Genomic DNA, 26,996 nt, shown 5'->3' with positions numbered 1-26,996 from the left:
CGGCTTCCCCGGCGTCCCACGCGACGGATCCGGCCATGACCGCCTTGCTGCGCGACGAGATTGCCGCCGCCGGCGGCTGGCTGCCCTTCGACCGCTACATGAGCCTGGCGCTGTACGCGCCGGGGCTGGGCTACTACGCCAACGCGCGCCGCAAGTTCGGCACGATGCCGCAGCAGGGTTCGGACTTCGTGACGGCGCCGGAGCTGTCGCCGCTGTTCGGCCGCGCGCTGGCGCGGCAGGTCGCGCAGGCGCTGGCGGTCAGCGGCACTGACACGGTGATCGAGTTCGGCGCCGGCAGCGGCGCGCTGGCTGAGCAGCTGCTGGAGGCGCTGGAGGCCCTGGGGCAGCCGGTGACGAAGTACTTCATCGTCGACCTGTCCGGCAGCCTGCGCGAGCGCCAGGCCGCGCGGCTGGCGCACTTCGCGCCGCGGGTCGAATGGCTGGACCGCTGGCCCGACGAGATCCACGGCGTGATGGTGGCCAACGAACTGCTGGACGCGATCCCGGTCGACCTGCTGCGCTGGGACGGCCGGCAGTGGCTGCGGCGCGGCGTGGGCCTGGACGGGCAGGGCGGGCTGGTGTTCGTCGACCGCGCCGGCGACGCGCGTCCGCCGCTCCCGCCCGAGGAGGATGCCGGCTTCCTGCCGGACACGGTGACCGAGATCCACCCGCAGGCCGAGGCCTTCGTGCGCACGCTGGCGGAGCGCCTCAAGCGCGGCGCGGCGTTCTTCATCGACTACGGTTTCCCGGAGTCGGAGTACTACCACCCGCAGCGCACCGGCGGCACGCTGATGTGCCACCACCTGCACCGGGCCGATCCCGATCCGCTGGCGCTGCCGGGGCAGAAGGACATCACCGCGCACGTGAACTTCACCGGCATCGCGCTGGCGGGCCAGGACGCGGGGCTGACGGTGCTGGGCTACACGAGCCAGGCCAACTTCCTGATCAACTGCGGCCTGGTCGAGCTGATGGGCCAGGCCACGCTGGCGCAGCGCGGCATGGCCCACCGGCTGATCGCCGAGCACGAGATGGGCGAGCTGTTCAAGGTGATCGGCTTCGCGCCGGGCGACGGCTTCGACGCGCTGGGGTTCAGCGCGGGCGATCGGTCTCACACGCTCTGAGCGCGGCCAGCCGCGCCGCGTGGATCGCCTGCCCGATCGCCGGCCCTTGCTTGCCGGCCGCCAGCGCCGCCGCTGAAATCGCCGACTGGTCGACCGACTGCACCGCCTTCAGGTCGTGCAGCAGCGCGGTGCGCTGCGGGTAGGCGCGGTCCTGCAGGCCGGCACGGCCGCGCGCGTCGCACTCGCAGGCCAGCAGCAGCTGCGCGAAGCGCTCCGGCCGGCGCAGCGCATCGCAGCGCTCGATCAGGCGCAGGCGCGCCTCGGCGCTGAAGTCCAGGCTCTGGTGGACATGCGTGTGCTCGCGCGCCACCAGCTCGGCCAGCTCCTTGCAGTCCGACGGCACGCGCCAGCGCTGCGACAGCGCGGCCGCCAGGGCCACGCCGCGCGCCTCGTGCTTCAGGTGGCGGGGCCACTCGGCCTCGGGCGTCGTGCCCTTGCCCAGGTCGTGGCACAGCGAGGCGTAACGCACCGGCAGCGGCGCGTCGACGCGCGCGCATTCCGCCAGCACCAGCAGCAGGTGGGCGCCGGTGTCGATCTCCGGGTGATGCGCCTCGGGCTGCGGGACCCCGAACAGCCGCGCCAGCTCCGGCGCGATGCGCGCCAGCGCGCCGCAATCGCGCAGGATCTCGATCATCCGCGCCGGATGCCGCTCCATCAGCCCCCGGGAGAGTTCCTGCCAGACGCGTTCGGCGACCAGCGCATCGGCCTCGCCGGCGTCCACCATGCGGCGCATCAGCGCCATGGTTTCCGGTGCGACCGAGAAGTCCCCGAAGCGCGCCGCGAAGCGGGCCAGGCGCAGGATCCGCACCGGATCCTCGGCGAAGGCCGGCGACACGTGGCGCAGGATGCGCGCCGCGAGATCCCGCTGGCCGCCATAGGGGTCGATCAGCGAACCGTCCTCGGCCCGGGCCATCGCATTGATCGTCAGGTCGCGTCGGGCTAGGTCCTGTTCGAGGGTGACGTCGGGGTCGGTGTGGAACTGGAAACCGTGGTATCCGGATCCGGTCTTGCGCTCGGTCCGGGCCAGTGCCACCTCTTCATGGGTCACGGGGTGCAGGAACACCGGGAAATCCTTGCCGACGGGCTGAAATCCCTTGTCGATCAAGGACTTGGGTGTGGCTCCGACCACCACCCAATCACGGTCCTGGACCGGCAGGCCCAGCAGGGCGTCCCGGACGGCACCCCCGACGAGATACATCTGATCACTCATGTTGCGGCGCAGCATCCCCAAGGTGTGGGGTGCTCATTTAGGCTGTGTCTCCGTATATTCACCAATGCCACCTGCACACCAGTGTCTGTTCAAACAGACCAGCTACCGAGAGAGACAGTTGTAGCCAGGCAGGTCGGGCAAGCAGTAGGGAGTTTATGAATGAAGTCTGTTCTCCTCCTCTTGCTGGGCGGAATTGGTCTGGCCGCTCAAGCGCAGGAATCCCCGGTCACGGACGCGAAGGCCGTCCATGTGGCCGCCGAGACGAGTTTCGTCTCGCAAAGCCAGTCGGCACCGGCCCAGCTGCCGGATGTCAATGAACAGGACGGCGCGGACCAGGTGTTGCCGTCGTTCGTGTCCGAGTCCCAGAACCAGGCCATGATGCTCGGCGGCTTGCTGGCCGCCGGCTTCCTGGTCCGCCGCCGCCGCGATCACTGATCCCGACGGCCCACCTCGCCGCTTCCCGCCGCCTGCCCGCACAGGTGACCGGAAGCGGTTTTTCATGGGGAGGACGGGTCGGCCGGCGTCTCAGGCCTTGAGCACCGGTACCGGCCCGCTGACGTCGCGATAGGGCTCCTCGAAGTCCAGGAAATCCTTCTCCGCGATCGCGTCGGCGATCCACTCGCGCACGCCAGGGGCCGCCTCCACGCGCGCCAGGTAGCCCTTGAGCGCCTCGGGCACCGGCAAGGCGTAGCGCGTCACCCGCATCACGACCGGCGCGAAGAACGCATCCGCCGCGCCGAACGCGCCGAACAGGAAGGGCCCGCCGCTTTGCGCGAGCGCTTCCGTCCACAGCTCGACGATGCGCGCCAGATCCTTGCGCAGGCCGGCCTCGGAGGCCAGCAGCCGCGGCCCCACCGAACTCAGGTCGGCGTCGATGTTCATCACGCACAGGCCGCGCAGCTGGCCGAAGCCGCTGTGCATCTCGGCGCAGAGGCTCCGCGCGCGGGCGCGCTGGCGGGGATCGCTCGGCCAGATGCCCTTGTCGGGGAAGCGCTCGGCCAGGTACTCGATGATGGCCAGCGAATCCCACACCGCCAGGCCCTCGTCGACCAGCACCGGCACCTTGCCGGTCGGCGTCGCCGCGCCGACCTCGCGGTAGAAGGCCGAGTCCGGCGTGAAGTCGAAGCGCAGCACGCGCTCCTGGAAATCGATGCCCAGGCCCTTCATCAGCACCCAGGGGCGCATCGACCAGGACGAGTAGTTCTTGTTGCCGACGATCAGTTGCATGCGGGAGTCCCTTCGCGTGGAGGAGGACGGCGCCGGCGGGGAGCCGGCGCCGCGGGGTCAGTTGGTGCCGGCGGGCGCGCCCGCCGTGGTGCCGTTGGCCGGGATGTCCGGCGCCGACGCCGCGGCCGGGCCGATGACGCGCCCGAGCCGGTCGCGCAGCTGCGTGCCGCCCTCGCGGCCCATCAGCTGGGCATAGATCGTCGCGTTGGACAGCACCTTGCGCACATAGTCACGGGTCTCCCAGATCGGGATGTTCTCGGTCCAGATGGCGGCGTCGAGCTGCGGCCCCTCGCGCCAGCGTCGCGGACGGTTCGGTCCGGCGTTGTAGGCCGCCGCGGCCATCGCCTGCGAACCGTCGAAGCTGTCCATCACCAGCTTGAGGTAGCCGGTGCCCAGGCGCAGGTTGGTGTCCCGGTCGTGCAGCATGTCGGGCCGGAATTCGACGCCCAGTTTCCTGGCGGTCCACTTGGCGGTCGCCGGCATCACCTGCATCAGGCCGCCGGCGCCGACATGCGAGCGCGCGTCCATCATGAAGCGCGACTCCTGGCGGATCAACCCGTAGACATAGGCCGGGTCCAGGCCCACCGCGGTGGACTGCCGGAGCACGTCGGCGCGATAGGGCATCGGGAAGCGCTGGGCCAGGTCGATCTCGGTGCGCGTGCGTTCGCTGGTCTGGATGCAGCGCTCCCAGAGCTCGCGCTCGCAGGCGGTCTGCGCGACGGCGAGCAGTTCGCGGTCGGACAGGCCGCGCAGGCTGAAGTTCCACTCCCGCTGGCCCTCGCTGCGCAGGCCCACCGCCAGCAGCTGCAGCGCGCGCTGGATGCCGGGATTGGCCAGCGCCTGCGCCCGTTCCTGCGCGCTCAGCTCGGCCGGCGAGGGCGGCAGCGGCAGGCGCAGCTTGAGTTCGTCCGCGGCGAGCTTGCCGTAGAAACTCAGCGGCGACGCGATCGCGCGCAGTGACTCCAGGGCCTCGCGACGCTGGGCGTCGCCGGCAGGGCCGTTCGCCGCGAGCTGCTGCTGGGCCTTGGCGCGCCAGTACTGCCAGGTGATGTCCTTCTGGTCCGACGGCTTCATCAGCGCGATCGCCGACACCAACTGCTCCGGCCGGCTGGCGCCGGCATCGCCGCGCAGCGCGGCGCGGGCGATCCAGCTCACCGTGTCGTCGCTCCATTCGAGCGGCCCGCCCAGCCGCGCCTGCAGCTTCAGCGCGCGTTCGAAGTGGTCGTTGGCCTCGTCCTTCAGCCGCAGCGCGGCCTGCCGGCCGTACTGGGCCCACAGCCAGGCGGACAGGTCATTGGGCAGCTTCGGCGCCCAGCGGCGAACGTCGTCTTCGGCCTTGTCGTAGTCGGTGGCGAGCAGCCGCATCAGCGCCAGCAGCGTCAGCTCCGCTTTGGCGCGCGGGGACGCGGCGGCCTTGCGCTGGAGGTAGCGGTCGGGCTTGTCCATCAACTCGGCGATCGCGTCCTGGTCCGCCTTGGACAGCAGCGCCGCGGCCTGCTTCACGGCGCGCGGCTTGTTGGTCTCGACGACCAGCCGCAGCTTGCGCCAGACATCCGAGTCCTTGAACTGGCCGTTCTCGTGCAGCGTCGCGGCCAGCATGTTGCAGCCCTCGTCGGCGTCGCGCTGCGCCAGCCAGGCGGTGCGCGCCGCCTCGCGGAGCTCGCGCGCCGGCGGGTCGGCCAGCAGCGTGTAGCAGACGACCTCGCGGTCGTCCTGCATCTTGTAGCCGGCCAGGTCGCGACGGAAGTTGGCCCAGTCGCGCCGGTGGCCCAGTTCGAGCAGCCAGTCGTTGCGCAGGCGGTCCTCGACGTAGCTGCCGGGCCAGCGGGCGTAGAAGGCGGTGATCTCGGGCTGCTGCGCGTCGGCCAGCCGGGCGTTCAGCTCCCAGTAGTCGAACCAGGGCGCGAGCGGGTGCTGCTGGTCGAAGGCGACCTGCCGCATCGCGGCCAGCCGCGAGCGGTCACGGGTACGCCAGGCCTCGCGGGCGTCGGTCACCAGGTCCGGCAGCGGCGGTGGCGGATTGGGCACGACGGCGAAGGGCATCGTCGACTGCGCGACGGCGGGGAGGGCCGTCCAGGCGCAGAGCGCGCCCAGGGTGGCGGAGGCGAGGGCGGTTACAGTGATTCGAGCGAACTTCATGACCGACTGCGATGAATGATTCCCCCACGGCCCCCGACGCCGCCGGCATCGCCGGCAAGACCTGGCCCCATGAGCGAAGCGAATTGCGCCGCGCCTTGCTGGCGCGCCGCCGCGAATGGTCGGCCGGCGCCGAGGCCCGTCTCGCCGCCGACAAGCTGGGCGAGCAGTTGCTTCCGCTGCTGCGCCAGCTCGAGCCGCTGAGCCTCGGCCTGTACTGGCCGCTGGAGGGTGAATTTAACGCAGCGGCCTGGGCCGCGACGCACAAGCTCGGCGGGGCGATGCAACTGGCGTTGCCGTTCGCCCGCAAGGCCGGCGACCGCGGGCCGGCGGCGATGGAGTTCCGGCGCTGGGACGGCACCCCGCCCACGCTCAAGGACGAATGCGGCATCCCCAGCGCCACCGGCCCGGTGCTCGTGCCCGAGGTGCTGCTGGTGCCCTGCCTGGGCTACACGCGCGAGGGGTTCCGGCTCGGCTATGGCGGCGGTTATTTCGACCGCTGGCTGGAGGCGCATCCCGGCGTCACGACGATCGGCCTGGCCTGGAGTTGCTGCGAAGCCAGCTTCGAGGTGCAGCCGCACGACCAGGCGATGACCGTCGTCGTGACCGAGCGCGAGGTGCTCGCGCCCTGAGGCGGCGCGGCGCTCAGCCCGAGTGCTCGTCCACGGGCGGATCGGGCTCGCCGATCGCGCGCCGGGTGAGCGCCGACTGCTCGCCGATCCAGCGCGCGAACTCGACGACCTCGGGCCGCTGTCGCCCGTGCGCCGACATCATGAGCCAGTAGACCGTCGGGCAGTCGGTACGGCCGGCCGCGCCGAAAGGCTCGACCAGCTCGCCGCGCTCCAGCGCCTCGTAGATCAGCGGCAGCCGCGCCAGCGCGACCGCCTGGCCCGAGACCGCGGCCTGGATCTGCTGGTAGGTGAAGTTCAGGTACATCCAGCGCCGCGGCTGCAGGTCGGGCGCGCCGTGCAGCGCCAGCCAGCGCCGCCAGCTCAGGAACAGGCCGCTGGGGCGCTGGTCGTCCTCCTCGGCCAGCGTGTACTGGCGCAGGTCGGCCGCCTGGCCCAGCGGCGGGCCCTGGCCCTCCTGCGCCTGCTTCGCGACCCAGGGGTTGACCACCGGCGTGAGCATCTCGCCGAACATCCGCTGCGCCGACGGCGCCACCCGGTTGGGCGCGGCATAACGCAGCGCGACGTCGAACTCGCTGTCGTCGATCTCGACCAGCTGGTCGAGCGCGGACACGCGGATGTCCATGTCCGGATGCTCGCGCTGGAAGGCCTCCAGGCGCGGGATCAGCCACAGCGACGCGAACGAGGCGAAAGTGGTGACGTTGACCACGCGTCGGCCGCGCGTCGAGCGGATCTGGCGCACGGTGCTGTCCAGCCGGTCCAGCATCGGCTCGACCGCCGCCAGCAGCAGCTTGCCGTCCGGCGCCAGCTCGACATGGCGGGTGCCACGCAGGAAGAGCGTGGCGCCGAGTTCCTCCTCCAGCGACCGGATCTGGCGGCTGATGGCGGACTGGGTCAGGTAGAGCTCGTCGGCGGCGGCGCTGAAGCTCAGCCGCCGGGCCACCGCCTCGAAGGCGCGCAGCGGACCGACGGCGAGTGGGCGATGGCGAGGCGGATTCATGCGCGGATGGTATCAATCGACGCGCGAAGACTCATTGGACCGGCATGCGGGGCAACCCTAATATCCCTCCATGTCCACGAGGAACGCCGCCAAGTGCGCGGGCCGCCCGCTGGACGGGGAGTCGATCATGAACGTCATGCAAAAGTCATCAATCCAGGTCAGCCGCGACGATGCCGCGTGGGCCTTGTCCGCGGGCGAGGCGATGAGCCTGCCGATCGGCCCGGGCCGCCGCGAGCTGCATGTGCTCGACGGGCGCGTCTGGGTGACGCAGCGCGGCGACCTGAACCTGCCGGCTCAGGACTTCTGGCTGTCGGCCGGGGAGACTCTGGAAGTGGCCAGCGGCACCGAACTGGTCGTGGAAGCCTGGCCGACCGCCCGCTTCCAGCTGATGGTGCCGCCGCAGGCCTGCGCCGCCCAGCGCGCGCGGCGCGTCAGCCGGCTGCCTTCTTTCGGGCAGCTGTTCGGCCAGCGCCTGGCGAACGCTTGAGCGCCGGAGCCGTGGCCTTGACTGGTTTCAGCTTCCTGTCGGTGCTGGGCTCGGCGGTGGTGCCGGCGCTCTTCTTCGGGGTGCTGGCCTTCGGCTTCGCATTGGCCGAGCGCAAGGCCGACTCCATCGCCAGCCGCCCCCAGGGCAGCATCAGCGCCGGCGACTCCAGCGTCTCCTCCGGCGGCCGGAAGTAATTCAGGCTGGCGACCTCCTGTCGCCCGTCCTTGCCGGTCTTCGCGTACCGGAAGGGCTCGCAGCCGGCCTCGAGGTAGCGCGGCTGGCTGACGGCGTCCGCCTTCAGGTAGAGCTCGTCGCGGCTGATGATGGCCAGGAACAGGTCGTCGACATACAGCCCGAAGCCCCCGAACATCCGCCGCGCCAGCACCGGCCCGAGCGGCGCCAGCAGCTCCATGCAGTGGTTGGCGAAATCGCTGCCCGCGCCGGCGACGCGCCGGACGGTTCCCGTGGTGGTGGTGCCTCGTGCCATGGCGGCGACTCTAGCAACCCGCGTCCGGCGCGGCCACAATGGCCGGCTCCGGGGCCCGTCGGTCCCGCTGGGCAACGCGAAGGGGCCGGATGGATCCGAACGACAAGCTGCCGATTTCCGAAGACCGCCAGGCGCTGCGCGAGCGCCTGATCCGCGAGCGCCTGGACCTGCCGGGCCGCCTGGAACTCGCGGACCTGGTGCAGGGCGTGCTGCGCGTGTGGCTGGTGGGACGCAAGGAAAAGCGCATCGCGGCGTACTGGCCGATCAAGGGCGAATTCGATCCGCTGCCGGCGCTGTACCGCTGGAGCGAGGTCGATCCGGAACGCCGCATCGGCCTGCCCGTCGTCGATCGCGAGCAGGGTCGCCTGCGCTTCCACGTCTGGTATCCCGGCTGCCCGATGGAAGAGGACGCGACCGGCATCACCAAGCCCAAGGACACCGAGGCCTTCGAACCCGAACTCCTGCTGCTGCCCTGCCTGGGCTACGGCCCGGGCGGCATCCGCATGGGCTACGGCGGCGGCTTCATGCTGCGCACCATCGCGCAGATACAGCCTCGGCCGCAGGCCGTGGGCGTCGGTTTCAGCCACGGCTTCCAGCCGACGCTGACCGCCCAGCCGAACGACGTGCGGCTGGACGCGATGCTGACCGAGATGGGAGTGGTCTGGGAGAATCCGCGCGCATGAACGCCGTCGATTCCCCCGTCCGCCCGACCGCCGACACGCTGGAGGCGCTGTATGTGGCCCACCTCGCCGAGCAGCAGCGTCGCACCGAACACGCGCTCCATCGCGGTGGCTACGACGCGCTGCTGATCGCGTCCGGTGTCGAGAAGTTCGCCTTCCTCGACGACCGGCCCTACGTCTTCCAGCCCAACCCCCACTTCAAACTGTGGGTGCCGCTGATCCGCCATCCGGACAGCTGGCTGGTGATCCGTCCCGGCCACCGGCCCCGGCTGGTCTACGTCCAGCCCGAGGACTACTGGCATGTGCCGCCCGAGGCGCCGAGCGGCTTCTGGGTGGAGCACTTCGAACTGATCGTGGTGCGCACCCCGGGCGAAGCGCTGCCCTACCTGCAGCTGCCGGGCGAGCTGGCGATCGTCGGCGAGGCCGACGCGGCCTTGGGCGACATCGTCCCGAACAACCCGCCCGAGGTGCTGAACCCCCTGCATCACGCGCGCGCGGTGAAGACCGGCTACGAGCTGCTGCGCCTGCGCGAGGCATCGACACTGGGCGCGACGGCGCATCTGGCCGCGCAGCGTGCCTTCCGCGAAGGCCGGTCGGAGGCGGCGATTCATGCCGCCTACCTCCAGGCCTGCGGCCTGGCCGAGCGCGACCTGCCCTACGGCAACATCGTCGCGCTGAACGAGCACGCCGCGGTGCTGCATTACCAGTACCAGGACCAGCAAGCGCCGGCGCAGTCGCTGTCGCTGCTGATCGACGCGGGCGCGCACAGCTGCGGGTATGCCTCGGACATCACCCGCACCACCGGCAACGGCGACGCCAGCTTCCAGGCGCTGGTCGACGCGATGGAGGCCGCGCAGCTGCGCCTGGTCGATCGCGTGCGCGCGGGCGTCGACTACCGCGACATCCACCTGGCCTCGCACCGCGAGATCGCCGGCGTGCTGCGGCAGCTGGGCATCGTGCGGATGGACGAGGACGCGATGCTCGCGCAGGGCGTGACCTCGACCTTCCTGCCGCATGGCATCGGCCACCTGCTCGGCCTGCAGGTGCACGACATCGGCGGCTTCATGGCCGGCGAGGACGGCGGCACGATCCCCAAGCCCGACGGTCACCCCTACTTGCGGCTGACGCGCGTGCTGCAGCCCGGCATGGTGGTGACGATCGAGCCGGGGCTGTACTTCATCCCGATGCTGCTGGACAAGCTGCGCGCGACGCCCGCGGCGGCGCAGGTGGACTGGGCGCTGGTCAAGCACCTCAGCGCCTTCGGCGGCGTGCGCATCGAAGACGATGTCGCCTGCCGCGACAGCGGCGCGCCCGAGAACCTGACGCGGGACGCGTTCGCGGCGCTGGGCTGAGCGCTGGCGCCCTCGGCGCCCACCCCGTCACGCATGAAAAAAGGGCCCGCGGGCCCTTTCGTTCATCGTTCCGGTCGTCGAGCGGCGCCCGATGACGGTCGCTGGCGGGCGCTCGCCCGCCGGCCTCAGGCTGCCTTGCGGCGGCGCGCCATGCCCAGGCCGACCAGCGCCAGCCCGGCCAGCGCCAGCGAACCCGGCTCCGGCACGGTCGTCAGCTGCACGTTCCAGTTGTTGATCACGCCGACGTCGGCGCCGGCCAGGTCGGCCACGCGCAGCGTCCAGGTGCCGAAGGCGTCCTGGCCGTTGAAGGCCGACAGCAGTTCTTCCGCGCGGAAGGTGCCGGTGAACGGCGCAGCGCCATTGGCGACGGCGGTGGTCGCCGCATCGTCGAAGACGGTGTTGAAGAAGTTGTCGGCCGATCCGCCGCGGCGGTTGAACAGCTGGACGGTGGTGCCGGTCGGCGCGATCAGCCAGATCGCCAGGTCGGCGTCATAGGTGTGGCGCAGGTCGACGATCGAGACGTTCACGTCGCTCAGCGTGCCGCGGGTGTCGACGTTCAGCGTGGAGGTCACGACGCAGCGGTCGCAGATGGCGGTCGGCGTGGTGCTGGAGGCGGTCACGACCGCGGCTTGGGCGGTGAAGGCGGTGGTCAGGGAGGCGGCGCAGACGGCCAGCAGACGCTTGAAGTTCATGGAGTCAGGGTCACAAAAAGGTGGCTTGTGACTCCATGTAAGCAGTGTTCATGCCAATGAATTAGGGATGGCGTTCGAATCCCTTTCGGCATAGGCACTTGGCGCTGTTTCCGTGAACAATTCCCGAGGCCCCGCCCGTGCGGTTTTAACGAACTGTCAAGAATCCCGACGTTTGGCGACTCGCGCCGTCCCCTCAGCCGATGCGACGGCCAAGGGGATGAAGCGGATTCCTGGGACTCAGAACCGATAGCCCACGCCGACGCCGATCAGCAGCGGATCGATCTTGAACTTGCCGACCGACGCGCCTTTGGAGCGCACCTCGGTGTCCATCTTGAGCTTCTTGATGTCGAGGTTGATCGACCACCGCGGATCCAGCATCACGTCGAAACCGGCCTGCACGGCCAGGCCGACGCTCTGCTTCTCGATGCTGGGCGCCAGCGCCGCCTGCACGGCTGGCTCGAATCGGGCGCTGGAGAAGCGCGTGTAGTTGAGGCCGGCGCCAAGGTAGGGGCGGAACTGCCCCTCCGGGTTGAAGTGGTACTGCAGGGTCAGCGTCGGCGGCAGGTGCTTGACCGTCCCGATGCGCACGCCGTTGCTGCGCAGCGTGTGCCGTTGCGGCACGGTCAGGATCAGTTCGGTCGCCAGGTTCGGCGTGGTGAAGTAGCTGATGTCGACTTCGGGAATCGTCTTGCGGCTCAGCGACAGGCCGAGGCCGGTCCGGTCCTTGTCCGCCGGGTCGATGTTCACCGCGCGGGCGCGGATCACCCAGGGGCTGCCCTGCGCATGCGCGGGCAGCGCGGCGGTCGTCATCAGCGCCATGAGCGCCATGGGCGCCATGAGCGCCGCGGCGCCGAGGGACAAGCGGGGTCGGGTGGGGATGCGGGACATGCGTTCACTCCTGGTCAATGGGTGACCGGCATTGAACGTGGGCTCCGGGCCGCTGGCCTTGACCGTTCACAAGGAACGGCGGCGCGGCATGAAGACCGCCCGCGGCGGCGCGGACCGCTTGCGCGGGGTCAAGCTTGGGCGGCGAGACCGAGGCGTTTGCACAACTCCAGCGTCAGCGCGCTCTGGTTGAGCGTGTAGAAGTGCAGCCCCGGCACGCCGCCGGCGATCAGGCGCTCGCACAGTCGCGTGACGACGTCCAGGCCGAAGGCGCGCACGGAGGCGGCGTCATCCATGTAGCCCTCCATCTTCAGCGCGACCCAGCGCGGGATCTCGATGCCGTCGCGCTGCGCGAACTGCGCGATGCGCGCGTAGTTGTTGATCGGCATGACGCCCGGCACGATCGGCACCTCCACGCCCAGGGCGCGGGAGGCCTCGACGAAGTGGAAGTAGGCATCGGGGTTGTAGAAGAACTGCGTGATCGCGCCGCTGGCGCCGGCGCGCACCTTGTCGGCGAAGAACTGCAGGTCGCGCGCCGCGTAGCGCTGCTGCGGGTGGTACTCGGGATAGGCCGCGACCTCGATGTCCCAGTCCTCGCCCTGCGTCTCGCGGATGAAGCGCACCAGCTCGGCGGCGTAGCGGAACTCGCCCGCCGTGGCCGTGCCGCTGGGCAGGTCGCCGCGCAGCGCGACGACGCGGCGGATGTCCTGCTCGCGGTAGGTCGCCAGGATCTCGGCGATGTTCTCGCGCGTGGAGCCGACGCAGGACAGGTGCGGCGCGGCATCGAAGCCTTGCGACGCGATGTCGGCGACGGTGGAGAGCGTCTTCTCGCGCGTCGAGCCGCCGGCGCCGTAGGTGACGCTGAAGTACTGCGGATTCACCGCGCGCAGCTCCTGCACGACGGTCTTGAGCTTCTCGGTGCCGACGGGCGTGTTGGGCGGGAAGAATTCGATGCTGACCGGCGTCGTCATGGTTGTTGGATCCAGATGAAGAATTCGGTGTTGCCGTCGCCACCGGTAACGGGGCTTTCGAACCAGCCCTTGACGACGAGGTCGCGCTTCTCGGCGGCGGCCACGGCCTGTTCCTTGACCACGGCGTACTGCGACTTGTCCTTGACGATGCCGTTCTTGTTCAAGGCCTTGGGGCCGAGCTCGAACTGCGGCTTGATCAGCAGCAGCGCCTGGCCTTGCGGCTTGAGCCAGCCGGCCACGTGCTTGATCGTGCCGATCATCGAGATGAAGCTCAGGTCGCCCACGACGAGGTCGAAAGGCTCGGCGGGCACATAGTCCTTCACGTGCATGCCTTCGAGGGCCGTCACGCGCGGGTCGGCCTTCAAGGTCTCGTGCAGCTGGCCGTGGCCGACGTCGATGCCGGTCACGTGCGCCGCGCCGGCCTTGAGCAGCACGTCGGTGAAGCCGCCCGCGCTCTGGCCCATGTCCAGGGCCGAGAAGCCGGCCACCGACACGCCGACCTTGGCCAGCGCACCCTCGAGCTTGAGCCCGCCGCGCGAGACGTAACGCAGTTCGGCGTCGTTCGTCACGCGCATGGGGGTGGTCTCGGGCAGGTCCTCGCCGCACTTGCGCACGACGGTCCAGCCCTTGGGGCCTTCCCACTCGACCGCGCGTGCGTCGATCAGCCGCTGGGCAGCCGAGCGCGTGGGCGCCAGGCCAAGGGAAAGAAGCCGCTGATCAGCACGCATGGTCGGGTCTCGGTTCAGTCGACGGTCAGTCGATCAATAGCGGTAGGTGTCGGGCTTGTAGGGACCGGCCTTGCTGACGCCGATGTAGGCGGCCTGCTCGTCGGTCAGCTCGCTCAGCTGCGCGTTCAGCGTCTTGAGCTGCAGGCGCGCGACGTGCTCGTCCAGGTGCTTGGGCAGCACGTAGACCTGGCCCACGGCATAGGCGTCCTTGTGCGCGAACAGCTCGATCTGCGCGATCGTCTGGTTGGCGAAGCTCGACGACATCACGTAGCTCGGGTGGCCGGTGCCGCAGCCCAGGTTCACGAGGCGGCCCTTGGCCAGCAGGATGATGCGCTTGCCGTCCGGGAAGATCACGTGGTCCACCTGCGGCTTGATCTCTTCCCACTCGTACTGCTCGAGCGAGGCGACGTCGATCTCGTTGTCGAAGTGACCGATGTTGCAGACGATCGCGTTGTGCTTCATCGCAGCCATGTGCTCGTGGCGGATCACGTTCTTGTTGCCGGTCGTGGTCACGAAGATGTCGGCCTTGTCGGCGGCGTATTCCATCGTCACGACGCGGAAGCCCTCCATCGCGGCCTGCAGCGCGCAGATCGGATCGATCTCGGTGACCCAGACCTGGGCCGACAGCGCGCGCATCGCCTGCGCCGAGCCCTTGCCCACGTCGCCGTAGCCGGCGATCACGGCGATCTTGCCGGCGACCATGACGTCGGTGGCGCGCTTGATGCCGTCCACCAGCGACTCGCGGCAGCCGTAGAGGTTGTCGAACTTGCTCTTGGTGACCGAGTCGTTGACGTTGATCGCGCGGAACAGCAGCGTGCCCTTGGCCGACATCTCCTTCAGGCGATGTACGCCGGTGGTCGTTTCCTCGGTCACGCCGATGATCTCGGCGCTCTTGCGGGTGTACCAGGTCGCGTCTTCGGCGATCTTCTTCTTGATCGCGGCGAACAGGATGCGCTCTTCCTCGCTACCCGGATTGGCCAGGACCGACAGGTCCTTCTCGGCCTTCTGGCCCAGGTGCATCAGCAGCGTCGCGTCGCCGCCGTCGTCCAGGATCATGTTGGGGCCTTCGCCCGCTTGGCCCTTGGCGCCGAATTCGAAGATGCGGTGGGTGTAGTCCCAGTAGTCCTCCAGCGTCTCGCCCTTGTAGGCGAAGACCGGGGTGCCGACGGCGACCAGCGCGGCGGCGGCGTGGTCCTGCGTCGAGAAGATGTTGCACGAGGCCCAGCGGACTTCGGCGCCCAGCGCCTGCAGCGTCTCGACCAGCACGGCGGTCTGGATCGTCATGTGCAGCGAGCCGGTGATGCGCGCGCCCTTGAGCGGCTGGGCCGCGGCGTATTCCTCACGGATCGCCATCAGCGCGGGCATCTCGCTCTCGGCGATCTTGATCTCCTTGCGGCCCCAGTCGGCCAGCGACAGGTCTTTGATCAGGTACTGGTCTTGGGCCAGCGGCTTCAGTTGGGCGTTCATGCGGACTCCTGCGAGGAAGGGCCGTCGACGCCAGCGATCAGGACATGGGGAGAAGTGGGGAGGGCACTTGCCGCTCGGTCCTCACCCGGCCTGCGAAGGGTCGACGGGTGAGCGCGGTTGCCATGGCCGCGGGCACGTCGCCGCGCGGCGGTTCCGAGCCTGGCCTCGATGGGATGGGAGGTCGCAACGCTCCTCGGAACAGGGCGCGATTGTAGACATGTTCCGTTCGACGGCTCGATGACAGCGTCACGGTCGGGGCCACAATCGCCCCCCATGCGAACGATCCCCCCGCTCAGCGACTGTCCCCGCGCGGCCTGGCTCCCCCTGCGCGGGGTGCTGACCGACATCGACGACACCCTGACGGCCGAGGGCGACATCGCCCCCGCCGCGCTGGCGGCCCTGCATCGGCTGCAGGGCGCCGGCGTCCCCGTCATCGCGATCACCGGCCGGCCCGCGGGCTGGAGCGCGCCCTTCGCGTTGGACTGGCCCTTGCGGGGGATCGTGGCGGAGAACGGCGGGGTGCTGCTGCACCGGGAGAACGACGCGCTGGTCACCGAGTTCGCCCAGGACGACGCGACGCGACGGGAGAACTTCGCGCGTCTGCAGGCCTGCGCGGGGGCGATCGTGGCGACGGTGCCGGGCGCCCAGCTGGCGCGCGACAGCGCGGGGCGGCTGACCGACATCGCGGTCGACCACAGCGAATTCACGCGGCTGGACGACGACGCGATCGCCGCCGTCTGCGACCTGATGCGCGCCCATGGGCTGGTGGCGACGGTGAGCTCGATCCACGTCAACGGCTGGATCGGGGAACACAGCAAGTGGACCGCCGCCCAGTGGGCGGTGAAGCGGCTGACCGGGCGAGCGTTCGATCCGCGGGAGTGGGTCTATGTCGGCGACTCGACGAATGACCAGCTGATGTTCGAACGGGTGCCCCTGTCGGTGGGGGTGGCCAACATCGCGCGTTTCCTGCCGATGCTGGATCACCCGCCGGCCTACGTCGCCGCCAGCGAGCGCGGCGACGGTTTCGCCGAAGTGGCCCGCGCCTTGCTGGCCGCGGCTGGCTGAGGACGGGGCGGCGCGTCCTCGACGACCGGGACGCGCGGCCGGGGCTGGCGCCCTTCGACCGGATCCCAGGCATGCCGCCCGACCAGCGCCGACACCCCCGGCCAGTCATGCCCGCGCGGCAGCACCCGCGCCAGGCTCGCATGGCTGACGCGTCCGCCGACGGCCACCAGCCGCTCCGCCACCTCGATGCGCCGGCGACGCAGTCGCGGCAGCAGCCAGCGGTTGGTCGGGCGCTCGCGCAGCACGCTGGGATGCGGCATGCAGCGGTGCTCCGCCATGAGCAGGTGGCGCAGTAGCACCTCCAGTCCGAACGGGTCGAGGTGGCGCCAGTCGGTGCTCAGCCGCGCCAGCGCGAAGCGCAGGTTGGCCTGGGCGTCGGAACGCGCGACATGGAAACGGTTCTGGCCGGTCATGAACATCGGGGCCTCCGATCGAGGGAGATCGATGCGCCCGCGCGGCAAGCGCGGCGCCTGTCCAGGATGTCGGCGGGCGCGCGCGGGTTCTGAAGCCCGAGGATGTCCCCAAAAACGTCACGAAACGCAAACGCCCCTCGAGCTGAGGGGGGGGCCTCGTCGGAGGGAGGCGAGACCCCCGAACGTGGACGGGGCCGCCGGAAAAAGCGAAGGGCCGCGCGAGGCGGCCCTTCCGGGTGGGGGTGAGGCGTCAGCCGGCCTCGGGGTGGCGGGCCTTCCAGGCGCGCATCGCTTGCCGGTAGCGGTCCATCGCCAGGTCGTGCAGGTCGAAGATGCACGGGTCGCAGCCGTTGCCGCAGCAGGCGTCGATGTCCGGCTGCACGGGCGGCTGGGGCATCGGGTCGTCGGCCTCGAGCGAGGCCGGTGCCGCGGCGGGGTCGGGCAGGGCGGTGGTCATGACCGGGAGGCTCCGCGAGGGTTTCGGCCCCAGCGGCGCACGCTCAGCGACGGACCGGCGGCGGTCCCGAGTGAGCCGAGCGCTGCAGGTGACGGAAGGTGATCCGGCCCTTGGTCAGGTCGTAGGGCGACATCTCCAGGGAGACGGCGTCGCCAGCCAGGATGCGGATGTGATGCTTGCGCATCTTGCCGCCCGTGTAGGCGATGACCTGGTGGCCGTTCTCCAGCGTCACGCGAAAGCGCGAGTCCGGCAGGATTTCGTTGACGACACCCTGCATTTCAATCAGTTCTTCCTTGGCCATACGGGAGGCTCCTTTCTTGAAATCGATAAGGGCGCCGGCCGCGGTCTGCCGCGGGCCTTCGCCTCGGGAATCACGGGCGCGCCGTCAATGGCAGCGTGCCCAGGCCGTGCCTTCGGTCTCCGCGTAGCGCAACGCGGCGCGGCGGGTCTCGAAGGTCGGCACGAATCGCATGACGCGATCGATGCTGGCCATGCCGCGTCCCGATCGGATCGAGACGGCCGCGGCGAATCCGCCGTCGGCATGGGGTTTGGTCATCGGTGAGACAAGGAATCGCCCCACCTCAATGCTTTTGGTTCGCATAGTTTTCATGAGGTGTGCGCCTTGACAGGCAATCGCAATAAGCAACCGTCTTGGCGCGGTTTGGGAATGTGCCCTTTCCCTGTTTCGATGGCGCGAAGCCGGGGCGGGACACGAAGAGGTGCTCCAGCAGCCGTTCGCCCAAGGACGATCGAACCGGCCGAAGCCAGAAACGCGCAAGCGCACGAACCGGGGGTTGATGCTGGTGCGAGCCGCTCGCAGAAAGGTCCGTGAGAGGGACCGGAGGGGCTGCAGAAGAAGACCTGAAGAGGGTGGTCTTGTGCGAATCAAGCTGCGGATTGTAGCGCAAGCGCGCGAATTGCGCAGCGTCGCTTGCAGTCAGGACGCGGGGATCGTGCGGAAGGGCCGGCGGTTGGCGGGCGGCGCAAGCCCGACGAGCACGACGAGCACCGCCTGCCGGTCGCGGCGGATCGTGCAAGCGGTCCGCCGGAACGGGCATGCGGCCCCGGGGGCTGCTGCCTACGATGAATCCATCCCTCGCGAGGTCCGCCGGCAAGCGCCCCCGTCGAGGGGAAATCCCTCCACCCTGTCATCCCTCCAAGGACTGAATCCCATGAGCAAGATCTGGTTCATCACCGGCGCCAACCGCGGCTTCGGGCTGGAGATCGCCAAGGCGGCGCTGGTCGCCGGCGATCGCGTCGTCGCCACCGGCCGCGATGTCGCGGCGCTCCAGGACGCCTATGCGGCGTACGCCGACGCCGTGCTGTGCCTGCCGCTGGACGTCAGCCGCGAGGCCGACGCGGTCCACGCGGTCGAGCAGGCCGTCGCGCGCTTCGGTCGCATCGACGTGCTGGTCAACAACGCGGGGTATGGCCAGCTGGGCCTGTTCGAGGCCATCGGCGCCGACGACATCGAGCGCCAGTTCGCCACCAACGTCTTCGGCCTGATGCACGTCACCCGGGCGGTGCTGCCGGTCATGCGCCGGCAGCGCGACGGTCACGTGATCAACATCGCCTCGGTCGGCGGTTTCCGCGGCTTCGATGTCGCGGCGGTCTACTGCGCGACGAAGTTCGCCGTCGATGGCTTCAGCGCCTCGCTGGCGCCGGAGCTGGCCGGCTTCAACATCCGGGTGACGGTGGTCGAGCCCGGCTTCTTCCGGACCGACTTCCTGGACGCCAGCTCGGTGCGCTACGGCACCCGGACGATCGCGGACTACGCCGCGCTGCCGCGGCCGCCGCTGTCCACCTACGAGGCCTACAACCATCGGCAGCCGGGGGATCCGGCCAAGCTGGGCCGGGCCTTCGTCGAGCTGGCCGCGATGCCGACGCCGCCGCTGCATTTCGTGGCGGGCTCCGATGCGCTGGGCATGGCGCGCGAGACCTTCGGCCAGCGTCTCGCCGAGGTCGAGGCGCATGCCGCGCTGTCGGCCTCGCTGGACCGCGACGACGCTTGACCGACGACCGCCGACGGCCGCCGACGGCCGCCGCCGGGCGCTCAGGCCAGCGCTCGCGCGGGCGGCGTGTCCCGGCGCCTGGCGGCGTCGCGCGAGGGCGGGCTGCCGTAGAGCCGGCTGTACTCGCGGCTGAACTGGGACGGGCTCTCGTAGCCGACCGCGTGGCCGGCGCGCGCGACCTCCAGTCCCTCCGCGATCAGCAGCCGGCGCGCTTCCTGCAGCCGCAGCTGCTTCTGGTATTGCAGCGGGCTCATCGAGGTCAGCGCGCGGAAATGGTGGTGCAGCGAGGACGCGCTCATGTGCGCCTCCCGGGCCAGCGCCTCGATGCGCAGCGGCTGGGCGTAATTCGCCTTCAGCCAGCGGATGGCGCGGTGAACGCGCTGCGTCTGGCTGTCGGCGCGCGCGACCTGCGCCAGCCGCTCGCCCTGCTCGCTGCGCAGCACGCGGTAGACGAGCTCGCGCATCGCCATCGGCGCCAGCGCGGCATGGTCCTCGGGATGGTCCAGCAACCGCACCAGCCGTCCGGCCGCGTCGAGCATGTCGGGGGTCACCGCGCTGACGAAGAGGCCGCGGCCCGTGTCCTCGGCGCCGCGGGCGGTCGCCGCTGCCGGCGCCGCGGACGGACGGGAGAGCGCCCCTGGCGGTGGCGACGCCGGGCCACGCGGCGGGCCGCTGCGCGCGACCAGCTCGGCGACCTCTTCCGGATCGAAGTCCAGGCGCAGGCAGAGGTAGGGCCGCTCCGGCGTGGCGTCGATGACGCGGCCGCTGACCGGCAGGTCGGTGGTGAAGACCATGAAGCGCGCCGCGTCGTAGACGTAGCGCTCGTCGCCCAGGTGGACTTCCTTGGCGCCCTGTGCGATCACGCACAGCGAGGCCGGCTGCACCGCATGCGCCATTTCGCCGCCCGGCGCGTCCAGCCGGATCGCCCAGACCCGTGGCAGCGCCGTCGGCCACAGGCCCTCGCGCGGCGCATGGCGGCGCAGCATCGCGCCGAGCTCGGCGATCGCATCGGGCGCGGCCATCGCCGCGTCGGTGTCGGTGTGAGTGAAGGTCGTGTCCATGGCGCCGCTCATCCCGCGCGCAGCAGTTGCTCGATGTCGGTCCGCGGCGGCGTGCCGAAGAGGCGCCTGTATTCGCGGCTGAACTGCGAGGCGCTCTCATACCCGACCTGGTGCGCCGCCGCGGCAGCGTCGAGCCCGTGGCCCAGCATCAGCCGCCGCGCATGCTGCAGCCGCAGCTGCTTCTGGTACTGCATCGGCGACATGCTGGTCAGCTGCTTGAAGCGCTGGTGCAGCGTCGAGGCGCTCATGTGCGCCACGGCGGCCAGCTCGTCGATGCTGATCGCCTCGCTGAAGCGGCGGTTCAACTCGTCGAGCGCGCGGGACAGGCGGCGCGTGGCGCTGTCCTGCTGCGCCAGCGCGCGCAGGCGCGGTCCGAGCGGGCCGGTCAGCACCCGGTAGAAGATCTCCCGCTGCAACAGCGGGCCCAGCACGCGCTGGTCCTGTGGCGAGTCCAGCAGCTGCATCAGCCGCAGCGCCGCGCCCAGCAGCGACTCGGACACCGGCGCGACGTTCAGTCCCGACTGCGCCCCCGGCGGCGCATCGGTGCCGGCCGGGCCGACCTCCAGCATCAGCTCCGCCAGCGTCGCGGTGTCGCAGCCGATGCGCACGCACAGGTAGGGCTTGTCCGGCGTCGCCTCGATCACGCCGCCCTTGGGCAGCATCGGCATCGAGACCAGCAGGAAATGCAGCGGGTCGTAATACAGCGTCTCGGTGCCGAGCTCCACCTTCTTGCGGCCCTGCAGCACGATCGCCAGGCCCGGCTCGTAGAGCGCCGGCGCGGTCTTGGGGGTGCTGCAGCTGGCCTTGATCAGCTGCAGGCACGGGATCGCCGTGGCGGACGTGCCGTCGCCATCGACATGCCGGAGCGTCAGATCCACCATCTGCGCGCGCAGGGCCTGCAGCGCGTCGGGGAAGCCGTCGGCGAGAGGAATCGGAGTGGGTGCGACCATGCGGCGGATTGTGCAAGGCCGTCGCGCGCGCCGCCAGCGCCCGCGCGTGTGGGTAAGCGGGTTCCGGAGGATTGGGCAAGGACGGGCGAGCTTTGCGCTGGTCCCGGGTGGGGGCGGATTCCTAAGCTGACAGGCATCGCGGCGGTCATGCCGGCCGCCGCGCAGACCTTGTCTTCGAAGGAGCCGCACCATGACCATCATGTCCAGGGAACCGATCAACAACCTGCCGCAGTTGCCGCGCCGCCGGCTGGGCGCCCATGGGCCGGAGGTCTCCGCGCTCGGACTCGGCTGCATGGGGATGTCCGATTTCTACGGCCCCGCGGACGAGGCCACCTCGATGGCCGTCCTGCACCGGGCGCTGGACCTCGGGATGAATTTCCTCGACACCTCCGACATCTACGGCAACGGCGCCAACGAGCGCCTGCTGTCGGGCCTGCTGGCCAACCGCCGGCGCGAGGTCGTGCTGGCGACCAAGTTCGGCATCGTCCGCAATGCCGACGGGCTGTCGGCCGGCGTCAACGGCAAGCCCTCGCACGTCCACGCGTCCTGCGACGCCAGCCTGCGCCGGCTGGGCGTCAACCACATCGACCTGTACTACCTGCATCGCGTCGACCGGTCGGTGCCGATCGAGGAGACCGTCGGCGCCATGGCCGAACTGGTGCGCGCCGGCAAGGTGCGCCATCTCGGGCTGTCGGAGGCCTCGGCCGAGACCATCCGCCGCGCGCATCGCGTGCATCCGATCGCGGCGGTGCAGTCGGAGTACTCGCTCTGGACGCGCGACGTCGAGGCCGAGGTGCTGCCCACCTGTCGCGAGCTCGGCATCGCGCTGGTGCCGTACAGCCCGCTGGGGCGCGGCTTCCTGACCGGCGCGATCCGCAGCGCCGATCAACTGGCCGCGAATGACTGGCGCCGCGTCAATCCGCGTTTCCAGGGCGACTCGATGGCGCAGAACCTGGCGCTGGCCGATGCGATCGTCGCGCTGGCCCGCGACCACGGCCTGACGCCGGCGCAGCTGGCGCTGGCCTGGCTGCTGGACCGCGGTCCGGACATCATGCCGATCCCGGGCACGCGCTCGATCGCGCGGCTGGAGGAGAACGCGATGGCCGCGCGCATCCGCCTCAACGATGTGCTGCGCGAGGAGCTGCGCGACCTGATCGACGCGCATCCGGTTGCCGGCGCGCGTTATCCGGAGGTGTCGATGACGCTGGTCAATGCCTGAGCAGCGCCTGAGCGACGGCGCCCGCCGGCGGCCCGTCCTTCACTCCGCCAGGCCGAGGAAGACCGACATCTCCTGATAGGCCTCGTCCAGCGCGGCGCGGAAGGCGGCGTCGCGCGGACGCTTGCCGATGAAGCCGAGGTCCGGGACCAGCGTCCCGCCCTCGACCTTCAGGTTGGCCCAGCCGATCACCTGGTCGCCCCACAGCATCGGCAGCGCGTAATGGCCCATGGTCCGTTTCGCGGCTGGGGTGTAGGCCTCGAAGCGGTAGGCCCAGCCCCACAGCCGCTCGAAGCGGCGGCGGTCCCAGACCAGCGGATCGAAGGGCGCGAGGAAGCGCAGGCGCTCCGGCTCGACCCGGTGGGCGCGCGAGGCAGGGTTCTCGTCCGAGGGCCAGTACCAGACCTCGCCGTCCACCTTCGCATGGGCCCAGCGCGACTTCGCGTGCTTGAGCACCTCGCGGGCCTCGGTCTTGAGGTGCGGCGCGCCGTAGCCCAGCAGCGTCGTCAGGTAGCCCAGGCTCGGCGAGGGCAGCGGCGCGTAGAGCGACACGATCATGTCGAGCAGCGCGCCGGCGCGCTCGCGGCGGGCTTGCGGGCTGTCGTCCTGCGTCGCGTGCTCGATCGCCTCGTAGACGCGCGTGCCGGAGTCGCGCCGCGCCACGCGCAACAGGCCGCGGTAATGCATGCCGTCCAGGAGATGCGTGCTGGCGTTGAGCTCGCCGCCCCAGTAACCCGCGACGCGGCCGTGGCTGAAAGCCTGTTGCACCTGCTGCGGATGCGTGCGGCCGCGCGCACGGATGAACTCGAGCACCTCCGCCGCGCGCGCGTTCATGGCTTCGTCCCAGGCGCGCCGGGCCACCCGTGGATGCAGCAGCGCCAGCGTCTCGCGGGCCAGGAAGCCGTAGTTGACAAGGCAGTCCTCCTCGACGGCGAGACGCGCGTAACGCGCCTCGAGCTGGCCGGCGCGGTAGTCCTTCACCCGGTGCATCAGGATCAGGTCCTGCGCGCGCGCCGGCGCGCGGATCGGATCGGCCTGCACGAAGCCCAGGCGCTGGATCGCGCGCAGCAGCGTGGTCGGCTTGAAGAAGGTGCGGGCGATGGCGTGACGCCGCAACGCGTCGTGGTCGATCACAGGCATTCGGAAGCAGCGGTCATCGAAAGGCGTGACGGTAACCGCGACGGGGCATGGGTTCTGTCAGGAGAGCGGCGCGAAGCCGCTGGGCGCCTGCTCGACGGTGTCCATCTGCATCTCGAAGCTGAAGAAGCGGTTGCGGCCTCGCGACTTGGCCGTGTAGAGCGCATCGTCGGAGCGGCGAAGCAGGCCTTCGACGCTGGTGTCGGCATCGGGCACGCAGGTGGTGATGCCGCCGGAGAGGGTGACGTAGGACTCGACCGAATCGGGGTGGCGCATGTCGCAGTTGCGCAGCGTGCGCATCACCGCCCGCGCGAAGGTCATCGCGCCGGAACGCGGCGTGCCGGGCAGGATGAGGGCGAACTCCTCGCCGCCGTAGCGCGCGGCGCAGTCGCGCGGGCGTCGGCAGGTCTGCTGCAGCAACTGCGCGACCCGCCGCAGGCAGGCGTCGCCCTCGAGGTGGCCGTAGCCGTCGTTGTAGCGCTTGAAGTGGTCGATGTCGCACAGCACCAGCGTCAGCGGCTGCTGGTCGCGCCGGGCGCAGGCGATCTCCTGCGCGAGCCGGGCGTCGAAGGCGCGCCGGTTCATCAGGCGCGTCAGCGCATCCTCGCCGGAGAGCTTCTCCAGCCGCTCGTTGCTGTTGCGCAGTTCATCGGACACCTCCTGCAGCCGCGCCTGCATCCGCCGCAGCCGCTGCATCGCGCGCAGCTTGGCCTGCAGCACGGTGTTGGACACCGGCTTGACGAGGTAGTCGTCCCCGCCCGATTCGATGCCCTGCCAGAGATCCTGGTCGCGGTCGCGGCTGGACAGGAAGATGATCGGCGTCCAGCCGCCGCGCTCGTGCGCCCTCATCTGGCTGGCGACCCAGTAGCCGTCGTGACCGGGCATCTCGACGTCCAGCAGCACCAGGTCCGGGCGCTCGCCATCGAAGCGGGCCAGCGCGCTGTCGCCGCCGTCCGCCTCCAGGGTGTGATGACCGATGGCCTGGAGCTGGCGGCACAGGAAGCCGCGCGTGCTGGCCTGGTCGTCCACGACCAGGATGCGAAGAGGCGGCAGCGAGGCGGAAGCGTCCATGGCCGGGCGTCGTCGACAGGCGGCAGCGAAACGTGCCGAGGCCGATTATGCGGGGCCGCTCCGCCGCGAGGCGGTCCGGACATGCCTCAAGTGGGGGTGGCGGGAGGCGGCGAGGCGGGCCCCGCCGACGGGACGACCGCGCGCCGCTGCTCGGCCGTGTCCATCTGCATCTCGTAGCTGAAGAAGCGGTTCCGGCCCGTGGACTTGGCGTTGTAGAGCGCGTCGTCGGCGCGGATGATCAGCCCCTCGGCGCTGGTGCTCTCGTCCGGCAGGCAGGTGGTGATGCCGCCCGAGAGGGTGATGGTGCCGCCGGTGGGGGAATCCGGATGGGGGATGGCCGCCAGCTCCACCGTGCGCATCAGCGCCCGGGCATAGGTCATCGCCCCCGAGCGCGGCGTGTTGGGCAGGACCAGCGCGAATTCCTCCCCGCCGTAGCGCCCGGCGCAGTCGCTCGGGCGGCGGCAGGTTTCCTTGAGCAGCTGGCCGATGCGGCGCAGGCAGGCATCGCCGGCCACGTGGCCGGCCGCGTCGTTGTAGCGCTTGAAGTGGTCGACATCGCACAGCATCAGCGTCAGCGGCTTGCCTTCGCGCCGGGCCAGGTCCAGCTCCTGCTGCAGGCGGGCGTCCAGGGCGCGGCGGTTCATCAGCCCGGTCAGCGCGTCGACGCTGGAGAGCTCCTCCAGCTGCGCATTGGCCGCGCGCAGATCCTCGGACATCTGCACCAGCCGGGCCCGCATCAGCGCCAGGCGCTGCATCGCGCGCAGCTTGGCGTGCAGGATCATCGCGGACACCGGCTTGACCAGGTAGTCGTCGCCACCGGCCTCGATGCCCTTCCAGACGTCCTCGTCCTGCTTGAACTGGCTCAGGAAGATGATCGGCGTCCAGCCGCCGGGTTCGGCGGCGCGCATCTCGCGGCAGGTCCAGTAGCCGTCGTGGCCCGGCATCTCGACGTCCATCAGCACCAGGTCGGGCCGGTAGCGACGGAACAGCTCCAGCGCCCAGGCAGCGCTGTCGGCCTCCAGCACGCGGTGGCCGGCGCGGTCGAGCTCCGCCGTCAGCGCGACGCGTGTCGCGCTCTGGTCGTCGACGATCAGGATGGTCAGCGGGGTCGGCGCGGCGGGCAGGGGATGCATCCGGCGATTCTGCCGCGCGAAGCGGCTGCCGGAAACGCTCAGGGCCGCGCGAGGCGGCCCTGACTTCGGGGGTCAAGCGCACATCAATCGATGAATGCGCGGCAAATGACCGGGGGAGTGGGGAGGGCTTACAGCCCCGCCGCGGCGCGCAGCGCCTTGGCCTTGTCGGTCCGCTCCCAGCTGAACTCCGGCTCCTCGCGGCCGAAGTGGCCGTAGGCCGCCGTCTTGCCGTAGATCGGACGCAGCAGATCCAGCATCTGGATGATGCCCTTGGGCCGCAGGTCGAAATGCTCGTTGACCAGCGCGGCGATCTTCTCGTCGGAGATCACGCCGGTGCCTTCGGTGTAGACGGTGACGTTCATCGGACGGGCCACGCCGATCGCATACGCGACCTGGATCTGGCACTGCTTGGCCAGGCCCGCGGCCACGATGTTCTTGGCCACGTAGCGGGCCGCGTAGGCGGCCGAGCGGTCCACCTTCGTCGGGTCCTTGCCCGAGAACGCGCCGCCGCCGTGCGGGCAGGCGCCGCCGTAGGTGTCGACGATGATCTTGCGGCCGGTCAGGCCGCAGTCGCCCTGCGGACCGCCGATGACGAAGCGGCCGGTCGGGTTGACCAGGTACTTCGTGTCCTGCAGCCACTCCTTGGGCAGTACCGGCTTGATGATCTCCTCGATGACCGCCTCGTAGAACTCGGGCTTCATCTTGTCGCCCAGCGACATCTCGGGCGCGTGCTGCGTGGACAGCACCACGGTGTCGATACTGTGCGGCTTGCCGTCGACGTAGCGCATCGTGACCTGGCTCTTGGCGTCCGGGCGCAGGAAGGGCAGGCGGCCATCCTTGCGCAGCTGGGCCTGGCGCTCGACCAGGCGGTGCGCGTAGTAGATCGGCGCGGGCATCAGCTCGGGCGTCTCGTCGCAGGCGTAGCCGAACATCAGGCCCTGGTCGCCGGCACCGGTGTTCAGGTGGTCGTCGGACGCCTGGTCCACGCCCTGGGCGATGTCGTTGCTCTGCTTGTCGTAGGCCACGAGCACGGCGCAGCCCTTGTAGTCGATGCCGTATTCGGTGTTGTCGTAGCCGATGCGCTTGATCGTGTCGCGGGCGACCTGGATGTAGTCGACGTGGGCGTTGGTCGTGATCTCGCCGGCCAGCACCACCAGACCGGTGTTGCACAGCGTCTCGGCGGCGACGCGCGAGCGCGGGTCCTGGGCGAGGATCGCGTCGAGGATGGCATCGGAGATCTGGTCCGCCACCTTGTCCGGGTGGCCTTCAGATACGGATTCCGAGGTGAAGAGGAAATCGCTCGCCAATTTAAACTCCTGTGATTCAGTCTTCGGGCGTTGCCGAGACCTGGGAGTCAGGCGGCGAACGCTTTAGCGGGATTTATGAGTCGCCCCGCAAGTTGTCCAGAT

The 26,996-nt window shown here is 70.2% G+C and carries 29 protein-coding genes and 1 riboswitch; of the genes, 9 read left to right on the top strand and 20 right to left on the bottom strand.

Features of this window, described 5'->3' with window-relative positions; translation table 11 throughout:
- The first annotated feature begins 35 nt into the window (after positions 1–35).
- Positions 36–1,121 carry a class I SAM-dependent methyltransferase gene (locus FHT37_RS16270; RefSeq protein WP_183483072.1) on the top strand — a complete coding sequence of 362 codons (1,086 nt, stop codon included), beginning with the start codon at positions 36–38 and terminating at the stop codon, positions 1,119–1,121.
- On the opposite strand, the gene FHT37_RS16265 is transcribed toward FHT37_RS16270, so the two are convergent.
- A complete protein-coding gene (locus FHT37_RS16265) occupies positions 1,090–2,331 on the bottom strand; it encodes a multifunctional CCA addition/repair protein (protein WP_183482885.1) in 1,242 nt (413 codons plus the stop codon). The two genes, FHT37_RS16270 and FHT37_RS16265, sit on opposite strands and share 32 nt — an antisense overlap.
- A 159-nt stretch (positions 2,332–2,490) precedes the next feature.
- On the opposite strand from FHT37_RS16265, the gene FHT37_RS16260 reads away from it, so the two are divergent.
- On the top strand, positions 2,491–2,766 hold the full coding sequence (locus FHT37_RS16260) for a hypothetical protein (protein WP_147239771.1): 276 nt from the start codon (positions 2,491–2,493) through the stop codon (positions 2,764–2,766).
- A gap of 90 nt (positions 2,767–2,856) precedes the next feature.
- Here FHT37_RS16260 and FHT37_RS16255 read toward each other — a convergent pair whose 3' ends face one another.
- Positions 2,857–3,558, bottom strand: a complete 702-nt coding sequence (locus FHT37_RS16255) for a glutathione S-transferase (protein ID WP_183482883.1) — start codon at positions 3,556–3,558, stop codon at positions 2,857–2,859.
- 57 nt (positions 3,559–3,615) lie between these two features.
- Positions 3,616–5,697, bottom strand: coding sequence for a lytic transglycosylase domain-containing protein (locus tag FHT37_RS16250; RefSeq protein ID WP_183482881.1), 2,082 nt, complete (start codon positions 5,695–5,697; stop codon positions 3,616–3,618).
- An 11-nt stretch (positions 5,698–5,708) separates the two neighbouring features.
- Here FHT37_RS16250 and FHT37_RS16245 point away from each other — a divergent pair, with 11 nt between their 5' ends.
- A complete protein-coding gene (locus tag FHT37_RS16245) occupies positions 5,709–6,326 on the top strand; it encodes a 5-formyltetrahydrofolate cyclo-ligase (RefSeq protein ID WP_183482879.1) in 618 nt (205 codons plus the stop codon).
- A gap of 13 nt (positions 6,327–6,339) precedes the next feature.
- On the opposite strand, the gene FHT37_RS16240 is transcribed toward FHT37_RS16245, so the two are convergent.
- Entirely contained in the window at positions 6,340–7,323 is a 984-nt protein-coding gene (locus tag FHT37_RS16240; protein WP_183482877.1) for a LysR family transcriptional regulator, read from the bottom strand.
- A 127-nt stretch (positions 7,324–7,450) separates the two neighbouring features.
- Here FHT37_RS16240 and FHT37_RS16235 point away from each other — a divergent pair, with 127 nt between their 5' ends.
- Complete coding sequence (locus tag FHT37_RS16235; protein ID WP_175538354.1) at positions 7,451–7,810, top strand: DUF2917 domain-containing protein; 360 nt, start codon at positions 7,451–7,453, stop codon at positions 7,808–7,810.
- Here FHT37_RS16235 and FHT37_RS16230 read toward each other — a convergent pair.
- Positions 7,755–8,297 carry a TfoX/Sxy family protein gene (locus FHT37_RS16230; RefSeq protein ID WP_255488871.1) on the bottom strand — a complete coding sequence of 181 codons (543 nt, stop codon included), beginning with the start codon at positions 8,295–8,297 and terminating at the stop codon, positions 7,755–7,757. The two genes, FHT37_RS16235 and FHT37_RS16230, sit on opposite strands and share 56 nt — an antisense overlap.
- An 89-nt stretch (positions 8,298–8,386) precedes the next feature.
- Here FHT37_RS16230 and FHT37_RS16225 point away from each other — a divergent pair, with 89 nt between their 5' ends.
- Both FHT37_RS16225 and pepQ read left to right on the top strand, forming a co-directional pair.
- Positions 8,387–8,980 (top strand): 5-formyltetrahydrofolate cyclo-ligase, encoded by a 594-nt coding sequence (locus FHT37_RS16225; RefSeq protein WP_091727809.1) that lies wholly within the window; start codon positions 8,387–8,389, stop codon positions 8,978–8,980.
- Positions 8,977–10,329, top strand: coding sequence for a Xaa-Pro dipeptidase (pepQ, locus tag FHT37_RS16220; protein ID WP_183482875.1), 1,353 nt, complete (start codon positions 8,977–8,979; stop codon positions 10,327–10,329). The genes FHT37_RS16225 and pepQ overlap by 4 nt, the downstream gene beginning before the upstream one ends.
- A 125-nt stretch (positions 10,330–10,454) precedes the next feature.
- Here the strand turns inward: pepQ and FHT37_RS16215 are convergent, their stop codons facing one another.
- The 5 genes from FHT37_RS16215 to ahcY all read right to left on the bottom strand — a co-directional run bounded on the left by FHT37_RS16215 (position 10,455) and on the right by ahcY (position 15,072).
- On the bottom strand, positions 10,455–11,021 hold the full coding sequence (locus FHT37_RS16215; RefSeq protein WP_183482873.1) for a proprotein convertase P-domain-containing protein: 567 nt from the start codon (positions 11,019–11,021) through the stop codon (positions 10,455–10,457).
- 237 nt (positions 11,022–11,258) lie between these two features.
- On the bottom strand, positions 11,259–11,909 hold the full coding sequence (locus FHT37_RS16210; protein ID WP_255489705.1) for an OmpW family protein: 651 nt from the start codon (positions 11,907–11,909) through the stop codon (positions 11,259–11,261).
- A 128-nt stretch (positions 11,910–12,037) separates the two neighbouring features.
- Entirely contained in the window at positions 12,038–12,877 is an 840-nt protein-coding gene (gene metF, locus FHT37_RS16205; RefSeq protein ID WP_183482871.1) for a methylenetetrahydrofolate reductase [NAD(P)H], read from the bottom strand.
- Positions 12,874–13,605, bottom strand: coding sequence for a TlyA family RNA methyltransferase (locus FHT37_RS16200; protein WP_091727797.1), 732 nt, complete (start codon positions 13,603–13,605; stop codon positions 12,874–12,876). The genes metF and FHT37_RS16200 overlap by 4 nt, the downstream gene beginning before the upstream one ends.
- Positions 13,606–13,638: 33 nt before the next feature.
- Positions 13,639–15,072, bottom strand: coding sequence for an adenosylhomocysteinase (gene ahcY / locus FHT37_RS16195; protein WP_183482869.1), 1,434 nt, complete (start codon positions 15,070–15,072; stop codon positions 13,639–13,641).
- 102 nt (positions 15,073–15,174) lie between these two features.
- A riboswitch (S-adenosyl-L-homocysteine riboswitch) is annotated at positions 15,175–15,273 on the bottom strand.
- Between the two features lie 72 nt (positions 15,274–15,345).
- On the opposite strand from ahcY, the gene FHT37_RS16190 reads away from it, so the two are divergent.
- Complete coding sequence (locus FHT37_RS16190; protein WP_183482867.1) at positions 15,346–16,137, top strand: HAD family hydrolase; 792 nt, start codon at positions 15,346–15,348, stop codon at positions 16,135–16,137.
- Here FHT37_RS16190 and FHT37_RS16185 read toward each other — a convergent pair.
- The 4 genes from FHT37_RS16185 to FHT37_RS16170 form a co-directional block, all read right to left on the bottom strand.
- Complete coding sequence (locus FHT37_RS16185) at positions 16,065–16,556, bottom strand: hypothetical protein (RefSeq protein ID WP_183482865.1); 492 nt, start codon at positions 16,554–16,556, stop codon at positions 16,065–16,067. The two genes, FHT37_RS16190 and FHT37_RS16185, sit on opposite strands and share 73 nt — an antisense overlap.
- A 244-nt stretch (positions 16,557–16,800) precedes the next feature.
- Positions 16,801–17,007: an oxidoreductase-like domain-containing protein gene (locus FHT37_RS16180; protein WP_091727779.1), complete on the bottom strand. Its 207-nt coding sequence runs from the start codon at positions 17,005–17,007 to the stop codon at positions 16,801–16,803.
- A 43-nt stretch (positions 17,008–17,050) separates the two neighbouring features.
- A complete protein-coding gene (infA, locus tag FHT37_RS16175) occupies positions 17,051–17,308 on the bottom strand; it encodes a translation initiation factor IF-1 (RefSeq protein ID WP_091727775.1) in 258 nt (85 codons plus the stop codon).
- Positions 17,309–17,392: 84 nt separating this feature from the next.
- On the bottom strand, positions 17,393–17,563 hold the full coding sequence (locus FHT37_RS16170) for a hypothetical protein (protein ID WP_175538353.1): 171 nt from the start codon (positions 17,561–17,563) through the stop codon (positions 17,393–17,395).
- A gap of 616 nt (positions 17,564–18,179) precedes the next feature.
- Between FHT37_RS16170 and FHT37_RS16165 the strand changes: the two genes are divergently transcribed.
- Entirely contained in the window at positions 18,180–19,019 is an 840-nt protein-coding gene (locus FHT37_RS16165) for an SDR family NAD(P)-dependent oxidoreductase (protein ID WP_183482863.1), read from the top strand.
- A gap of 41 nt (positions 19,020–19,060) precedes the next feature.
- Here FHT37_RS16165 and FHT37_RS16160 read toward each other — a convergent pair whose 3' ends face one another.
- Together FHT37_RS16160 and FHT37_RS25465 are read right to left on the bottom strand one after the other, a co-directional pair.
- Positions 19,061–20,080 (bottom strand): AraC family transcriptional regulator, encoded by a 1,020-nt coding sequence (locus FHT37_RS16160; RefSeq protein WP_183482861.1) that lies wholly within the window; start codon positions 20,078–20,080, stop codon positions 19,061–19,063.
- 8 nt (positions 20,081–20,088) lie between these two features.
- Complete coding sequence (locus tag FHT37_RS25465; protein ID WP_183482859.1) at positions 20,089–21,030, bottom strand: AraC family transcriptional regulator; 942 nt, start codon at positions 21,028–21,030, stop codon at positions 20,089–20,091.
- Positions 21,031–21,220: 190 nt separating this feature from the next.
- Here FHT37_RS25465 and FHT37_RS16150 point away from each other — a divergent pair, with 190 nt between their 5' ends.
- Entirely contained in the window at positions 21,221–22,249 is a 1,029-nt protein-coding gene (locus FHT37_RS16150; RefSeq protein WP_255489704.1) for an aldo/keto reductase, read from the top strand.
- Positions 22,250–22,288: 39 nt separating this feature from the next.
- Here FHT37_RS16150 and FHT37_RS16145 read toward each other — a convergent pair whose 3' ends face one another.
- From FHT37_RS16145 to metK, 4 genes are all read right to left on the bottom strand, one after another.
- Positions 22,289–23,386 carry a DNA glycosylase AlkZ-like family protein gene (locus tag FHT37_RS16145; protein ID WP_183482857.1) on the bottom strand — a complete coding sequence of 366 codons (1,098 nt, stop codon included), beginning with the start codon at positions 23,384–23,386 and terminating at the stop codon, positions 22,289–22,291.
- 57 nt (positions 23,387–23,443) lie between these two features.
- Positions 23,444–24,454, bottom strand: a complete 1,011-nt coding sequence (locus FHT37_RS16140; protein ID WP_183482855.1) for a diguanylate cyclase — start codon at positions 24,452–24,454, stop codon at positions 23,444–23,446.
- An 86-nt stretch (positions 24,455–24,540) separates the two neighbouring features.
- Entirely contained in the window at positions 24,541–25,587 is a 1,047-nt protein-coding gene (locus tag FHT37_RS16135) for a diguanylate cyclase domain-containing protein (protein ID WP_183482853.1), read from the bottom strand.
- Positions 25,588–25,715: 128 nt separating this feature from the next.
- The gene (gene metK / locus FHT37_RS16130; protein ID WP_091727749.1) at positions 25,716–26,894 is read right to left on the bottom strand and encodes a methionine adenosyltransferase; all 1,179 of its coding nucleotides are present in this window, start codon (positions 26,892–26,894) and stop codon (positions 25,716–25,718) included.
- Positions 26,895–26,996: the final 102 nt, after the last annotated feature.

The organism is Mitsuaria sp. BK037, assembly GCF_014193045.1.
GTDB lineage: Bacteria > Pseudomonadota > Gammaproteobacteria > Burkholderiales > Burkholderiaceae_C > Roseateles.
The sequence above is the reverse complement of the archived record's forward strand: the minus strand, read 5'-3'. Positions and strand labels throughout refer to the sequence as shown.